General features: G+C 60.3%; 19 protein-coding genes and 1 pseudogene. 16 read left to right on the top strand and 4 right to left on the bottom strand.

Going from position 1 to position 12,718, the window contains the following annotated elements:
• The first annotated feature begins 185 nt into the window (after nucleotides 1-185).
• From REH59_RS10605 to REH59_RS10575, 7 genes are all read left to right on the top strand, one after another.
• A complete protein-coding gene (locus REH59_RS10605) occupies nucleotides 186-407 on the top strand; it encodes a hypothetical protein (RefSeq protein WP_320450534.1) in 222 nt (73 codons plus the stop codon).
• A gap of 63 nt (nucleotides 408-470) precedes the next feature.
• Entirely contained in the window at nucleotides 471-1,115 is a 645-nt protein-coding gene (locus REH59_RS10600) for a hypothetical protein (RefSeq protein ID WP_320450533.1), read from the top strand.
• Nucleotides 1,116-1,537: 422 nt separating this feature from the next.
• Nucleotides 1,538-1,921, top strand: a complete 384-nt coding sequence (locus REH59_RS10595; protein WP_102689478.1) for a response regulator transcription factor — start codon at nucleotides 1,538-1,540, stop codon at nucleotides 1,919-1,921.
• 19 nt (nucleotides 1,922-1,940) lie between these two features.
• The gene (locus REH59_RS10590; protein ID WP_070086588.1) at nucleotides 1,941-2,279 is read left to right on the top strand and encodes a hypothetical protein; all 339 of its coding nucleotides are present in this window, start codon (nucleotides 1,941-1,943) and stop codon (nucleotides 2,277-2,279) included.
• Complete coding sequence (locus REH59_RS10585) at nucleotides 2,276-2,773, top strand: single-stranded DNA-binding protein (protein ID WP_320450532.1); 498 nt, start codon at nucleotides 2,276-2,278, stop codon at nucleotides 2,771-2,773. Before REH59_RS10590 ends, REH59_RS10585 begins: the two co-directional genes overlap by 4 nt.
• Before the next feature lie 251 nt (nucleotides 2,774-3,024).
• Nucleotides 3,025-3,372, top strand: a complete 348-nt coding sequence (locus REH59_RS10580) for a hypothetical protein (protein WP_320450531.1) — start codon at nucleotides 3,025-3,027, stop codon at nucleotides 3,370-3,372.
• A gap of 26 nt (nucleotides 3,373-3,398) precedes the next feature.
• Nucleotides 3,399-4,214 carry a DUF2303 family protein gene (locus REH59_RS10575; RefSeq protein ID WP_320450530.1) on the top strand — a complete coding sequence of 272 codons (816 nt, stop codon included), beginning with the start codon at nucleotides 3,399-3,401 and terminating at the stop codon, nucleotides 4,212-4,214.
• Nucleotides 4,215-4,308: 94 nt separating this feature from the next.
• Here the strand turns inward: REH59_RS10575 and REH59_RS10570 are convergent, their stop codons facing one another.
• On the bottom strand, nucleotides 4,309-4,686 hold the full coding sequence (locus tag REH59_RS10570) for a hypothetical protein (protein ID WP_320450529.1): 378 nt from the start codon (nucleotides 4,684-4,686) through the stop codon (nucleotides 4,309-4,311).
• 107 nt (nucleotides 4,687-4,793) lie between these two features.
• Between REH59_RS10570 and REH59_RS10565 the strand changes: the two genes are divergently transcribed.
• On the top strand, nucleotides 4,794-5,339 hold the full coding sequence (locus tag REH59_RS10565) for a hypothetical protein (protein WP_320450528.1): 546 nt from the start codon (nucleotides 4,794-4,796) through the stop codon (nucleotides 5,337-5,339).
• 22 nt (nucleotides 5,340-5,361) lie between these two features.
• Here the strand turns inward: REH59_RS10565 and REH59_RS10560 are convergent, their stop codons facing one another.
• Nucleotides 5,362-5,694: a hypothetical protein gene (locus REH59_RS10560; RefSeq protein WP_320450527.1), complete on the bottom strand. Its 333-nt coding sequence runs from the start codon at nucleotides 5,692-5,694 to the stop codon at nucleotides 5,362-5,364.
• On the opposite strand from REH59_RS10560, the pseudogene REH59_RS10555 reads away from it, so the two are divergent.
• The 4 genes and pseudogenes from REH59_RS10555 (at nucleotide 5,693) to REH59_RS10540 (ending at nucleotide 9,928) form a co-directional block, all read left to right on the top strand.
• Nucleotides 5,693-6,704: pseudogene (locus REH59_RS10555) on the top strand (DNA-methyltransferase). The gene REH59_RS10560 and the pseudogene REH59_RS10555 overlap by 2 nt on opposite strands.
• 46 nt (nucleotides 6,705-6,750) lie before the next feature.
• Nucleotides 6,751-8,694: a DNA cytosine methyltransferase gene (locus tag REH59_RS10550; protein WP_320450526.1), complete on the top strand. Its 1,944-nt coding sequence runs from the start codon at nucleotides 6,751-6,753 to the stop codon at nucleotides 8,692-8,694.
• A 116-nt stretch (nucleotides 8,695-8,810) separates the two neighbouring features.
• Nucleotides 8,811-9,047, top strand: a complete 237-nt coding sequence (locus REH59_RS10545) for a hypothetical protein (RefSeq protein WP_252824943.1) — start codon at nucleotides 8,811-8,813, stop codon at nucleotides 9,045-9,047.
• A gap of 146 nt (nucleotides 9,048-9,193) precedes the next feature.
• A complete protein-coding gene (locus REH59_RS10540) occupies nucleotides 9,194-9,928 on the top strand; it encodes a Lar family restriction alleviation protein (protein ID WP_320450525.1) in 735 nt (244 codons plus the stop codon).
• Nucleotides 9,929-9,971: 43 nt separating this feature from the next.
• Here the strand turns inward: REH59_RS10540 and REH59_RS10535 are convergent, their stop codons facing one another.
• The gene (locus tag REH59_RS10535; RefSeq protein ID WP_019471588.1) at nucleotides 9,972-10,271 is read right to left on the bottom strand and encodes a hypothetical protein; all 300 of its coding nucleotides are present in this window, start codon (nucleotides 10,269-10,271) and stop codon (nucleotides 9,972-9,974) included.
• A gap of 172 nt (nucleotides 10,272-10,443) precedes the next feature.
• On the opposite strand from REH59_RS10535, the gene REH59_RS10530 reads away from it, so the two are divergent.
• Genes REH59_RS10530 through REH59_RS10515 form a run of 4 tightly spaced genes read left to right on the top strand, consistent with a single transcriptional unit; the run spans nucleotide 10,444 to nucleotide 11,946 of the window.
• Nucleotides 10,444-10,926 (top strand): hypothetical protein, encoded by a 483-nt coding sequence (locus REH59_RS10530; RefSeq protein ID WP_320450524.1) that lies wholly within the window; start codon nucleotides 10,444-10,446, stop codon nucleotides 10,924-10,926.
• Nucleotides 10,923-11,249 carry a hypothetical protein gene (locus REH59_RS10525; RefSeq protein ID WP_320450523.1) on the top strand — a complete coding sequence of 109 codons (327 nt, stop codon included), beginning with the start codon at nucleotides 10,923-10,925 and terminating at the stop codon, nucleotides 11,247-11,249. Before REH59_RS10530 ends, REH59_RS10525 begins: the two co-directional genes overlap by 4 nt.
• Nucleotides 11,246-11,545, top strand: coding sequence for a hypothetical protein (locus REH59_RS10520; protein WP_320450522.1), 300 nt, complete (start codon nucleotides 11,246-11,248; stop codon nucleotides 11,543-11,545). Before REH59_RS10525 ends, REH59_RS10520 begins: the two co-directional genes overlap by 4 nt.
• Nucleotides 11,542-11,946: a DUF2591 domain-containing protein gene (locus REH59_RS10515; RefSeq protein WP_320450521.1), complete on the top strand. Its 405-nt coding sequence runs from the start codon at nucleotides 11,542-11,544 to the stop codon at nucleotides 11,944-11,946. The genes REH59_RS10520 and REH59_RS10515 overlap by 4 nt, the downstream gene beginning before the upstream one ends.
• Nucleotides 11,947-12,008: 62 nt before the next feature.
• On the opposite strand, the gene REH59_RS10510 is transcribed toward REH59_RS10515, so the two are convergent.
• Entirely contained in the window at nucleotides 12,009-12,599 is a 591-nt protein-coding gene (locus REH59_RS10510) for a hypothetical protein (protein WP_320450520.1), read from the bottom strand.
• Nucleotides 12,600-12,718 lie beyond the last annotated feature (119 nt).

Here is a 12,718-nt window from a genome sequence, read left to right as displayed (position 1 = left end):
CGGGCGTGCAGCGTAAAGCGCCGAGACCAGTTATCCAGCGGGAAGAAGTGCCGAAAGGCCCGCGGCTGGAGGAACAACCAGGAGATTGCCGCGCAACTGACGCCAGTAGCGGGTCGCGGCAGGTTTCACTCGCAGCCATTCCCACGAGTGGCTGCTGGGAAACCAACCGACCGGAGGGCACCGCAATGTTCAACATGGCAACTATGGCGGCTGATGAATGCCGCATCGACGCTGAAGAGCGCGCCTACTACCGCTGGATCGACAAGGCATCCCAGCTGCTCGGCCACCAGGTCGCCCTGAGCTCGCAAGAAGAAAGCGATCTGCACGACCTCTACGCCGATGACTGCACCCCGGCTGAGGCTGTAACTGAGCTGCTGGCCCAGGCGGAACTGGCTCGCGCTGCATGACCGGCGATTCACTGAAGCACCTGGGCGACCGGGTGCTTTGGGAATCCACTGGAGGAACACGAAATGCCAAATTGGGTAACCAACAAGGTCAAGGCGCCGCAGGAAGTCATTCAGGCGATGCTGAATGAGGAAGGCCGGATCGACTTCGGAAAGATCATCAGGTTCGAGGGCGAGTTTCCATGGAATGGTGTGATTGGGGATGCTGAAACAGCTGCTGAGCATGTGCTTCGCGTGCCGGTCAGCGACCACCCGCTTGTTGGCGCCATGCAGTTGGAAAGCCGGAACCGCGTTGATCTGTCGAAGCTGAGCGATGAAAGCTTCGAACAGTTCGTGCAGATGCTGCGCAATCACCGGAAGACCGGCTTCATGCACAGCATGGACTTCGCCAGATCCGCCTGGGGCACCAAGTGGAATGCTTGCGAGCCGAAGGTCGATGGCCCTGAGTCGGCGAGCTTTGAAACCGCCTGGTCCTTCCCTGAGCCGATCTTCCTCAAGCTGAGCTCAATGTTCCCTGAGGCCACCATCGTGCTCGCCTATGCCGACGAAGATATCGGCAGCAACTGCGGGACTGTGACCTTCAAGGGTGGCGAAGCGGTTTCTCGCGATGAGTCGGCTGGCTGGAACAGCATGTCAGAAGCTGACCAGCAGAAGTGGCAAGCCTTCGCTTACGAGGTGAAGGGCTGGGAGCCTGAGCCAGACGAAGACTGACCAACCAGCGCCACGTCAGCCTGACGTTAACTGCCCGATGTCCTGCTCCCCATCGCAGGCTGCATCGGAGTGTGAACTGAATCCTGCCGCCAAGCAGCACAGCTTCTATCCAGCGAGATCGAGAGAAACGAACACCGGTCGATGCAGAGATTGGCTCCTGCCAGTTCACACCCCGATGCAGAGAAGCGCCCAGCTAAGGGCGCGGTTACCGAAGCACCTGTGGACGTCCCTTCCCTCGCACTGAGGGTAAACGAATTGCGCCGCTGGATGGGTCCACGCCAAGCCAGCTGCCGGGGTAGCGCCCGGCCTCTGCATCCCCTTCCCTTCACATACGACCGCATCGGCAGGCGCCAGGCCACCTTTCACGGTGGGTTTGGTCACCCGCGCCTGGCGCCTGACCAATGCGGTTGCTGAGGACAATCATGGAAACGATCACTTGCGGCTCATGGATTGGCCAGCTCGGCAAGGCGCTGGCTCCCCGTGAGCTCGAAGCACTGCTGTGGGTGGCTCAAGGCCTCACTACCAAGGAAATCGCCCGCCAGATGTCGGTCAGCCCGGGCACCGTGGCCAACCGGATCGAGGCTGCGCTGTTCAAGCTGGAAGCCGGCCGGCGCATAGAGGCGGTCACTAAGGCCATGCGCCAACAGATCATCAGCCCGCTCTGCATCGCCCTCGCCTGCCTCATCGCCATGCATGCGGTGATCAACGACAGCGACCCCATGCGCCGAGACCGCCGCGCGCCGGAGCGCCGCACAGCCCAAGTTCGAATCGTTCGCAAGGCCGAGGCCTTCGAGCTCCACGCCTGACCACAATGAGGAATACACCATGCAAACAGCCATCGAACAGAGCAAGGCCGGGCTCGAAACGCTCCGCCAGGAAGTCATCACCGCGACCGAGGCATTCCACGCCAAGTCGCGTTTCACCGTAACCAAGGCCGGGAACGGCTGGATGGTGGTCTCGTCCCGCGACAATCGGGTCTACGGCCGCAACACCAGCTATCCACAGGCAGTTCGCTATGCGGAAAGTCTGGAGCGCGCCATCGAGGCCAAAGCCCTGCCTGTTGTTGCCCTGGTGAGGGCCCGCCAGGTCGGCGAGAGCGCGACGCGCTGGTGCTCACTCATGGCCCTGCTGTTCATCGTTGCGGCAGCGGTTGCTCAGTCATGAGCCGCGGGGTCAACAAGGTCATCTTGGTCGGAATCTGCGGCCAAGACCCGGACGTGCGCTACTTGCCGAACGGCAACGCCGTGACCAAGCTCAGCCTGGCCACCAGCGAGCATTGGACAGACAAGCGCTCGGGGGAAAAGGTCGAGCGCACCGAGTGGCACCGGGTATCGCTGTTCGGGAAAGTCGCCGAGATCGCCGGCGAGTACCTGCGCAAAGGCTCCCAGTGCTACATCGAGGGCAAGCTGCAGACCCGCGAGTGGGAGAAGGACGGCATCAAGCGCTACACCACTGAGGTGCACGTCGACATGCGCGGAACGATGCAGCTGCTCGGCAGCCGGCCGCAGGGTCAGCAGCCCGGGCAAGTGCCAGATCGGCAGCCGCAGCAGCGCCGGCCAACGCCTCAGCAGCAGAACCAGCAGGCCGCGCCGCCGGATCACGACAGCTTCGACGACGAAATACCGTTCGCGCCCCTTCCGTACCTCGCCGGTGCGTAGCGATGAAGCGCAGGCAACAGGTTCACCCCACCGCTTACTACCTCGGCCGCGCCTGCCGCGACAACAGCCAGTCACGCGATGCCAGCCCTACGGCTGGATGACAGTGAACTGCGGCTGGTGGCTTGCCGGCTGGCATGACCGAGACATGGTGCTTTCCGCTTGAAACGCATCACCGCGCGCGTCCGGCACGGCCGGCGCCAGCAGCACATCACTCTGCCGCCCAGCGGCATACCTCCCGAGGGAACGAAGAAATGCCTAAGCCAACCGACACAAGCGAATTTCTCAACGAACTCAATGGCGGCGCCTTCGCCAGCCAGATTGGCCACGCCCTGTCCGAAGTAGCTGCGGGCGTCGTCGATCACGGTAAGCCAGGGAAGATCACCATTACCCTGGACTTCAGCCAAATCGGCGACTCCCACCAGGTGAAGATCAAGCACAAGCTCGCCTACAAGGTGCCGACTAAACGCGGCGACCGCAGCGAGAACACCAGCCTGGACACCCCTATGTACGTCGGAACAGGCGGCAACATTTCGCTGTTCCCAGAAAAACATGGCCAGCTCTTCACCCGTGAAGAAGCACCAGTTCACCCACGCTCGTAACTCACCGCATCTACAAGGAAAAGCGCATGTCCCTCAGCAAAGAAGCTCTCGAACTGATCCAAGAAAACACCATTGCCGCAGTTGGCCGGGATCTGCCGGCCTTAGGCCCGGTAGTGGTAGTACCGCAAAACTTCAACGTGGTTGATCTCGAGCGTTATCAGGAAGGCCGCAACCGCTTCCGTGGCACCTACTCCACCCACTCGCTGGCTGACTACAGCGCCTACGTTGTCGAGCGCGCCGCACCAGCAGCCCGCGGCTTCATCGACCAGGACAACATGAGCTGCATCGTGCTGTTCAACATCGGTACCGCCGAAGAGCCGGGCCACGCTGATGATCGCGCCGTGCTGCGCCTCAAGGCCTCCGCTGCGTTGGCAGCCGTCCAGGCGGTGTGCGGCCAGAGTCTGGTCCAGAAGGCCATGAGTGACTGGATCGAAGACTGGAACCAGCACTTGTCGGCCACCGATGAGAATGGCCAGACCATGACCATTGCCAAAGCAATCGCTGCGGTTCGCACCATCACCGTGAAGGCCTCGTCGGAGAGCGATCACGCAGTTGGTGAAACTCGCGCCAGCCGCAGTACCATGGACCAGATCGAAGCCAGCAGCAAAGAAACCCTGCCGGCCTGGCTGGACTTCAAGGTAATTCCGTTCGAAGGCTTGGGCGAGCAAGTGATCCGCCTACGTGTGTCAGTCATCACCGGCGGCTCGCAACCGGTGCTCAAACTGCGCTGGATCGGCGAAGAAGCCCAGCGCGAGGCCATCGCCCAAGAGTTCAAGGCCGTGCTCGACGCCAAGGTCGGTACCGCCGCGAAGCTGTCCCTGGGTACCTTCGACGCTAAGTGACAAGAGCCAGCGCCACAGCCTGCGAGTAACACATGTGGCGCTCGGTTCAACCGGAAGAGCAAGCTGATGATTCAGCAGGACCCTGGGGACGAGGTCATTTCCCCTTCCCATTAGCTGCCTGTTCAATTTCTGCAGCGGATGCCCACTTTGAGTCAAGATGAAGAAGCCTCTCAGAATCACGCAGATGCTGTGCAAATGCCTTTTCCACGTCGGGGCCTGATAGCTCGCCAGACTCGGCCAGCTTGTTCATGGTTTGCTGATGCAAGATGTACGCGGCCATAGGCGCCACTTTCTTCATCTCGCCCCTACCAAGAATTGCGTTGATGTCTTGAGCCCTGTTTTGAATGGCTGCGTCGAGTAGCAATTTTTGCTTCTCTCTTTTCGAATTGTAGTGAGCTTGAATCCATTGGCCTGCAATGGTGGCTAACGCACCGATTCCGACACCCACCAGACCAGCAATTGCAGCGTCCATAGCTATCCCCTCCGGCCCCATGCCGGTCACCCGTAATACCCCATCCCAAACCAAATTGCCACCATGCCGCCATCAGCACGGAGGGCGGCGCATGCATGGAGAAAGCCATGAACGTCGAGACATCGACCGTCACCAAGCTGCTGATCACCGAGGTTCAGGGCCTGGACCCGATCAGCGTCTACCTGGAGGACCTCGGGCCCTGCAAAGGCAAGATCACCGTCAGCTGCTACGACAAGACCTGGCACGCCTACTGGGGCGGCATGTGGGACGGCCTGACCATTGGCCAGTTTTTCTGCAAGCTGCACGACGCCTACATCATCGGCTACTTTGAACGTTCGCTGAGCTCTCGCCGGTTCAGCGGTGAAGCGCTAGCCGACAAAGCACGGAAGGTGATCGTGCAAATGCGGCGTGACCGGGATCTGGACGCAGAAGATGCCCGGAGCCTGCTCGACGAGGCCGAGGACGTCAGACACACCAGCTCCCTGGATGAGTGCGGAGGCGCCCACCGCGAGTTCATGCACCGCGTGTTCGGTGACGATTGGTGGAACCTGCCGTCCGACGCCATGGAGCCTAACCCTGACTGGGCCTACCTCTGCCGCATCATAGCGACAGTTCAGCAGGCCCTGGCCAAGCAGTTCCCAATCGCCGCCTGACTCTGCGGCCCAGTAGCCTGATTCAGTCGACTGAGCGAGCGTCAACACAAGATGCCACGCATTCGACGATCGCCGTGAAGCTACCAGTGAAGCTGTGCCGCAGCTCTCGCGGCATGTCGTATGAGAAGTGGATCAGCCAGGATCCGTCGCCCAATAGCACAGCCTCCTGACGATACTTATCAACCTGGTCCTCATCAATTCCGAGAACTGCTGCGACTTCCTGGTTTGTTGGCTCGCGGTCCATCGGGGATTCAACTCGCTGGTCTGGAATCACAACCAATAGACCAAACGACATCAAATTGCCACTAATAAACTCCCCGGCGAGGGCGGCGCCTGCACGCAAGGACAACGACATGATCCAGCAGCACCGCATCCTGGTGGGCGACTGCATCGATATGATGCGGACGCTGCCGGATCAGTCAGTGCATACATGCATCACCAGTCCGCCCTACTTCGGACTGCGGGATTACGGCGTCGACGGACAGATCGGGCTGGAGCCCTCTCCGCGTGAGTTCATCGACAGCCTTGTCGCCGTGTTCCGCGAAGTGCGCCGCGTGCTGCGTGACAACGGCACGATCTGGGTGAACATGGGCGACAGCTACGCGGGCAGCTGGGGGTTCGCATGGAAGGGGCGATATGGGCCTGGGCGGCCAGTCGCTATCCGCGCGACAGATAGCGGCAAGCGCCAGGAAGCTCAAGAAGCCAAACCACATAGGGTTCAAGCCCAAGGACCTAGTGGGCCTACCCTGGCGCCTAGCAATCGCACTGCAGGATGACGGTTGGTACCTGCGCCAGGACATCATCTGGCACAAGCCAAACCCGATGCCCGAATCGATCAAGGACCGGTGCACCAAAGCGCATGAATACCTATTCCTGCTGAGCAAGAGCCCACGCTACTACTTCGACCAGGGCGCCATTCGAGAGCCGGCCCGCGCCCAGTCTGCACCGGATGGAGCCAGCAGGCGCAACAGCTTCGCCAGGGAAACGAAGTACACCGAAGGCGAACACGGTCAGACCGCCCAGCACCGCGCCGGACGCGATGACATCGACTATGACGAGACGCGGAACAAGCGCAGCGTCTGGACGGTGGCCACCGCCAGCTTCAAGGGCGCGCACTTCGCCACCTTCCCCCCGGACCTAATCCGCCCTTGCGTTCTGGCTGGCTCACCGCGGGGCGGGATGGTGCTCGACCCGTTCGGCGGCGCCGGCACCACCGCGCTCGTAGCCATGCAGGAAGGCCGGCAATCGGTCATCTGCGAGCTGAACCCCGAATACGCCGCCCTCGCGCGCCAGCGCTTAGATACAGCCTGGATTGAGGGTGCCGCACAGATGGACTTCCTGCTGGATCAATCGCCAGCTGCTTAACCCACCGCCAATTCCACTTTTCACGCCCCACCGGCGAGGACCGCCCATGTCTGCATTTCAGAAAAAGAACCCGCTCGACTTCAAAACCCAGTACGGCCTTGGCTTCGATCCGCAAGACGACGAGATCGTTGTCGACTTCTTCTGTGGCGGCGGCGGCGCCGGTACCGGGCTGGAGATGGGTCTGGGCCGTCCGGTGACGGTCGCCAAGAACCACAGCCCAGCGGCCATCAGCATGCACACCGCCAACCACCCGGCGGCGCGCCACTTCACCACCGACGTTTTCGAGGGCGACCCGGACGAGGAGTGCCAAGGCCGCGCCGTGGGATGGTTCCACATGAGCCCCGACTGCACCCACCACAGCCAGGCCGCTGGCGGGCAGCCGCGCAAGCGCGAGATCCGCAACCTGTCGTGGATTGGCCTGAAGTGGGCCGGCAAGAAGCGGCCGCGGGTGATCAGCCTAGAGAACGTAAAGCAAATTCTGCAATGGGGTGGGCTAATCGCCAAGCGGTGCAAGGTCACTGGCCGGGTGGTTAAGTTGGACGGTTCAGTAGCTGAGCCAGCGGAGCGGGTGCCGGTACAGGAACAGTTCCTCATCCCGAACCCGAAGCGACGCGGAAGTACCTGGCGCCGTTTCGTTCAATTGCTGGAGGGCCTTGGCTATGTCGTCGAGTGGCGCATCATCAAAGCCTGCGACTTCGGCGCGCCGACCAGCCGCGAGCGGTTATTCATGATCGCCAGGTGCGATGGCCAGCCAATCGTGTGGCCGGAGCCTACACACGCCAAGAACCCAGCCAAGGGCCAGCAGAAATGGCGCACCGCCGCCGACTGCATTGACTGGACCGTGCAGAGCAAGAGCATCTTCGGCCGGAAGAAGCCGCTGGCCGACGCAACATTGCGCCGGGTCGCCAAGGGCATGAAGAAATTCGTGCTGGACAACCCGCAGCCCTTCATCGTGCCGATTGCGAACTGGTCGGGCGAATTGGCCCAGTCGGCGCATGAGCCACTTCGCACGGTGACCTCCTGGCCGCGCGGTGGATCCTTCGCCATGGCAAGCCCGGTGATTCTTCCAGCAACACACCAGGGCGCCGACCGAGTGAACAACCCGGGCGATCCACTACCAACAGTTACTGCGGCCAACCGTGGCGAGCTGATGATGGCCAGCCCCGTGATGGTCGGGGCCGGCGGCCCGATGTATGCCGGTAAGCCAGTAGCAGCTGACCAGCCCATGGGAACGCTGATGACACAAAGCCACCGGGCGCTGGCATCGGCGCATCTGGTCAAATTCAGGTTCAACAGTGAAGGAGCAGCCATCACCGATCCGGTGCCGACCATCACGAGCGGCGGCAACTACAAGAGGCCCGCAGGTGCGGCCCATGCCATGGGCGTGTGCACAGCCTTCATCGAGCAGGCAAACGGCGGATTCAACGCCACGCCAGCGAAGGGCGCGGACGAGCCGCTGACCACGGTCACCAACACCGGCAGCCAGCAGCGCCTCGTGACCGCCAGCCTGGCCACGCTCCGGCGCAACTGCGTAGGCCGTGCAGTAGATGACCTGGTGCCGACAATGACCGCCGGCGCCGAGCATCACGCCCTGGTCGAATACAGGTTGTCACCAGAACATGAGGAAGGCGCCCTGCGCGTCGCGGCATTCCTGATCAGCTACTACGGCACAGAGAACATCAGCGCCTGCGACGCTCCAGCGCCAACGGTGACCACCAAGGACCGCCTGGGCTTGGTCACCGTCTTCGTGAAGGGCACGCCCTATGTGATCGTCGACATCTGCCTGCGCATGCTGCAGCCCCACGAGCTGTACCGCGCTCAGGGCTTTCCGGCCAGCTACATCATCGACAAGGGTGCCGACGGCAAGCCGTTCACCAAGACCGAGCAGGTGCACATGTGTGGGAACAGTGTCAGTCCGCCGCCGATGGCCGCGCTGGCCAAGGCAAACGACCCATGGAACAGCGCTAAAAATGTCTTACGCGTTGCTTAGCGACAACGTACAAAATAGAAATAAAAACCTTAGGATATATTTACAGCCAGCTTAGGAGGCGCTATAAATCTCACCGCAGAGCGCCATGGGGGTCGCTCTGCATCGGGGGATAGGACATGCCAAAGGCAGCCAGCGCAATCGCAGCAGACATTCAGACAACCCTGCAACAGAGCGGTAAAGATGTGATCACCATACCCTGGGATCGCTTCTATGCCGTAGCAGACCGGGATCGCATCAAGGAAGCCTTTCAGCAATCGCTGGCTAGCGAACTGAAGAAGCGCTCGTTGCTGATCAATTACGGCAACGCGGTTGTTTTGGTCGGCAAGGACTACAACTTCGCGCCAGGCAACTGAAAACCTGCAGGCCGCAACGGCAAGCAGCAAGCGGGCTCACCCCCTAAGGTAAGCCCGCTTTTTTGTTTACCTCTTTTTCTCCCTGCATCGCACACAGCTAGCGAGGTATCCCCATGCCCACAGAAAACCGACCCAGCAACACAGAGATGGTTAGCGAACTACTGCCATGCCCCTTTTGTAGCCAGCAGGACTTCCTCATCGAGCGCCTAGACAGCGATGCCTCAGTGGTGATCTGCCAAGGCCTGACCGGACCGCATGAAGCCTGTCTGGCCCGTGGGCCAGTGGGCGTGGCGCAGAATGAAGGTGAGGAGCAGCCAGGCCGCGACAAGGCGGTCGATTTGTGGAATGCGAGAGCCGAGCAGCACCAGGGCAAACCGGTGGCGGTGCTGTATGCCAATGGCACAGTGCTGACCAAGGCAGACTGCGGCGATGCCTTCGATATTTGCTGCAAGGTCGAAACACCGCTCTACACCCATGCCGATGCTGGCGAGGTTGAGCGGCTGCACACCGTTATAGAGCAGCAGAAGAACTTGATCGCATCGTTGCGCGCAGAAGTGGTCGAGTCGCACAGTATTGACGCCAGCGCAAAGCCGAGCGCGCCGGCTGAATCGATCCCCGAAGGCTACTGCATCATGCCTAGGCGGCTCACTGCCGAGAACGGTGCCAAAGCACTGCTGCTCGGCGAGTTCAAGCTGGAGGTCACGCGCGAGTGCCCAGAATGCCTGGAACTGGACGAGCCAGCAGATGGCTGCGAGATCTGCGATGGCGAGGGTGAGTACGCACAGCGCCACACGATCCCGTGGGACATGATCAAGTTCATCTACAGCGAGGCCGTGAAGGGTCTTGCTTTCCAGCCGAACGTCACCTGCAAGCCATCATGACATTCGGAGTACATAAGTACTCCACCCGGCTCCCCTCTCCCCTCTACTTTGAGGCGGCGAGACGATTGGCAGTTGGAGCACCGTCAATAGCAATCCGGCGGGCCCGGCCGACGCCCCATGCCAGCGCTCTAGTCATCGACTCACCCGGGCGCGACTCGAAAGCCTCCTCATGAAGCGCAGAGCCGCTCGGGGCGTATACACCGATGAACATCTGCGTGTTACCCGTTCGCGACAGTCGCACCTGGACATCTATGAACGTTCCATCGTCGAGTGTTTCGTCATGAGTCCTATGATGAAGCGTCGGGTCAGCCCAAGACCAAAAAACATCACCGCGAATTCTCATGCCGTCCTCCTTCGACTTCGGTTGTATGCATCAACCCACCATAGCCAAACCGAAGCGGTTCGCAACCGCACCTGCCTGTTTCGTGATCTGAATCAGACTATTGGCCATCACCAATGCTCCTAACCCCTCTCCCCTCTATTCACTGCCGCGATATGGCGGCCAAGGAACGACCGTGCCTGTAGAAAAAAATGCTCTCGACTCCATCGATCTGGACGCCTTGCAAGTCGCCGCCAAGGCCGCTGCCGAGGATGTGATCCGCTCCCACGGCTGGAAGGGAATGGTCGAAGACGCCGACCTGCTGGGAACCGATGAGCGTTACCTGATACTGGCCGACCCGGCCGTAGCTCTGGCTTTGATCGAAGAGGTACGCAACTTGCGACAAATGCTGCAGCAGCCCCGCGTGCCGGACGGCTTCGCTTTGGTTCCGCAAAGCATGTTGCTCAGCAAGGACCTCATCGGCGTCATCAATTTCCACTGCGGCGACACCGACCAGGAAGAAGGTGGCCAATTTGGGCAGTACACCGATGGCCGGCTGTGGGTCGGCTACGTGCTGGACGACGATGGGAACAAAGTCCACGGGCTGCACATCGCGACCGATGAATACCCGGAGGAAGGAAGCACGACGTTGATTGAGTTCCCGGCGGTGCGGCCATGACCCGCCTCGCTCTCTGCCTCCTGCTGCTGGCCACCCTGGCCGGCTGCATTGAACAACCAGGTCATCTGGAAGTGAAGGAAGACACGACGCGCGCCGTTACCTGCTGGCAGTCGGATAGCGGCATGTCCTGCCTGCCCAACTGGATGCTCAGGAAGCCTGAGCCAGAACGCTGCCTGACCCATGACCTCAAGTCCGAAGCCTGCCGCAAGCTCTTCAGAGAGAACACGGGCAACCAGCGCCAGCTCTCCCCGCACGAAGCACAACCCGAACCTACACCCGCACTGGCGCCTGGGCGCTGGATTGATGAGAGGTATCAGCTGTGAGCGAGAAAATGCGTGAGCAGTTCGAGGCGTGGCATCTCGACCGTTACTGCGGCGGTGTTGAGCGCCTGAGGAAGTGCGTGAATGCCGAAGATGTTTACTACTACGCCGACACCCAAACGAGATGGGTGTCCTGGAAGGCCTCCCGCGAAGCCGTGGTCATCCAAATGCCTGACATGAAGAGCGAGCAGTACTGGGAGCAGTTCGAAGATGTAGAAGGTGAGTCATTCATCTTCCCGAAGTACCTCGACCACCTCGATGCTGCGATCAAGGCTCAAGGCCTGAAGGTACTGTCATGACCGACCTGATCGAAGTGAAGACGGCCGATCTGAGCGGCGAGGCGCTGGGGTGGGCCGTTGGCAAAGCCGAAGGGCTGAATCTGTTCCTTGAACCGCCCGGATACAACGGCGTGCCTTGGCGGGTGTTCGCCCGGTACCGGGGCCAGGCCATCGAGCACACCAAACGCTTCAACCCTTGGGAAGACTGGGCACTTGGTGGCCAGCTGATCGACAAACACCATGGAAGCACCCAGCACTTCCACGGACTGGCCGAGGACGCCTGCTACAGCGGCGGGCCAGCGGGGGCAGAGGCCTGGAGCTACGGACCTACCGCACTGGTCGCCTTCTGCCGCGGGTTCGTCCACTACAAGCTCGGCGATACCGTCCAGGTGCCGAGGGAGCTGAAGCCACAATCTGTATGACTGCACCAGTGCTGATAATCCAGGTAGCTAAGTGCGCCGTATGGGAACATATAAAGAACAGATTAAGACCTCGAGCAATTCCCTTCCTGAAGCTCGCTTCTCAGCTTCGCTTCCTCTGCAGTCGCTTCTTCTATTCCAGAACTCATTTGCTGTGCGCGGACAATGTTCTCCACCCTGATGGCGTAAGCAAATGCCTTCATACGGCAATCCTTAGGCATGTAGGTTAGGCGCATTTCCGCGTCTGAAAGTTTTCTGGATTTCTGTATCCAGTCAAAGGCGTTTTTCAGCGCTTCTTTCTTTGCAATCTCTACTTTCCCATTAATAGCAACTGCTTCATCGTTGCAGTTGAAATCGTGCCCCTCCATCTTCACGACCGTCCAAGCGTCTGCGTCATGCATCAATTCGGCTGTGGACCAACCTCCATAGCCCCCAAAACCATTTTTTGCATTCCAGTTTACGCACGCTCGAGTGCCGTCCTTGCTGACGAAAAGCCTTTCAAACTTTGCAGAGTCGGGGTCTTTCAGATTGTTGCGCACAGCATCCTGGACTTTTGATTCTTCATTGCAGCCGTAAAGGGCCAAAGAAAAGAGCACAAATATCGCGGTTTTATTCATATTTCCCCAGATGCAATCGATGTGCAAAGTGTCATCCATATCGTCTAAGCGTATGAGATGGCATGTCGAAAAGCCATAGCAATCCACGATCTGATCTTCAGCACGCGTTGGATATGCACCACGACTTCCATGCCCTCTCTCACCAGCCACCGCTACCC

Source organism: Pseudomonas sp. BO3-4, assembly GCF_034044115.1.
GTDB lineage: Bacteria > Pseudomonadota > Gammaproteobacteria > Pseudomonadales > Pseudomonadaceae > Aquipseudomonas > Aquipseudomonas alloputida.
Note: the sequence above shows the minus strand (reverse complement) of the source record. Positions and strands in the feature narration are given on the sequence as shown.

Excerpts from the sequence above, each read along its gene's own strand:
- REH59_RS10605 (WP_320450534.1), top strand. The coding sequence starts at position 186 with ATGTTCAACATGGCAACTATGGCGGCTGATGAATGCCGCATCGACGCT.
- REH59_RS10600 (WP_320450533.1), top strand. The coding sequence starts at position 471 with ATGCCAAATTGGGTAACCAACAAGGTCAAGGCGCCGCAGGAAGTCATT.
- REH59_RS10595 (WP_102689478.1), top strand. The coding sequence starts at position 1,538 with ATGGAAACGATCACTTGCGGCTCATGGATTGGCCAGCTCGGCAAGGCG.
- REH59_RS10590 (WP_070086588.1), top strand. The coding sequence starts at position 1,941 with ATGCAAACAGCCATCGAACAGAGCAAGGCCGGGCTCGAAACGCTCCGC.
- REH59_RS10585 (WP_320450532.1), top strand. The coding sequence starts at position 2,276 with ATGAGCCGCGGGGTCAACAAGGTCATCTTGGTCGGAATCTGCGGCCAA.
- REH59_RS10580 (WP_320450531.1), top strand. The coding sequence starts at position 3,025 with ATGCCTAAGCCAACCGACACAAGCGAATTTCTCAACGAACTCAATGGC.
- REH59_RS10575 (WP_320450530.1), top strand. The coding sequence starts at position 3,399 with ATGTCCCTCAGCAAAGAAGCTCTCGAACTGATCCAAGAAAACACCATT.
- REH59_RS10570 (WP_320450529.1), bottom strand. The coding sequence starts at position 4,686 with ATGGACGCTGCAATTGCTGGTCTGGTGGGTGTCGGAATCGGTGCGTTA.
- REH59_RS10565 (WP_320450528.1), top strand. The coding sequence starts at position 4,794 with ATGAACGTCGAGACATCGACCGTCACCAAGCTGCTGATCACCGAGGTT.
- REH59_RS10560 (WP_320450527.1), bottom strand. The coding sequence starts at position 5,694 with ATGTCGTTGTCCTTGCGTGCAGGCGCCGCCCTCGCCGGGGAGTTTATT.
- REH59_RS10550 (WP_320450526.1), top strand. The coding sequence starts at position 6,751 with ATGTCTGCATTTCAGAAAAAGAACCCGCTCGACTTCAAAACCCAGTAC.
- REH59_RS10545 (WP_252824943.1), top strand. The coding sequence starts at position 8,811 with ATGCCAAAGGCAGCCAGCGCAATCGCAGCAGACATTCAGACAACCCTG.
- REH59_RS10540 (WP_320450525.1), top strand. The coding sequence starts at position 9,194 with ATGGTTAGCGAACTACTGCCATGCCCCTTTTGTAGCCAGCAGGACTTC.
- REH59_RS10535 (WP_019471588.1), bottom strand. The coding sequence starts at position 10,271 with ATGAGAATTCGCGGTGATGTTTTTTGGTCTTGGGCTGACCCGACGCTT.
- REH59_RS10525 (WP_320450523.1), top strand. The coding sequence starts at position 10,923 with ATGACCCGCCTCGCTCTCTGCCTCCTGCTGCTGGCCACCCTGGCCGGC.
- REH59_RS10515 (WP_320450521.1), top strand. The coding sequence starts at position 11,542 with ATGACCGACCTGATCGAAGTGAAGACGGCCGATCTGAGCGGCGAGGCG.
- REH59_RS10510 (WP_320450520.1), bottom strand. The coding sequence starts at position 12,599 with ATGGATGACACTTTGCACATCGATTGCATCTGGGGAAATATGAATAAA.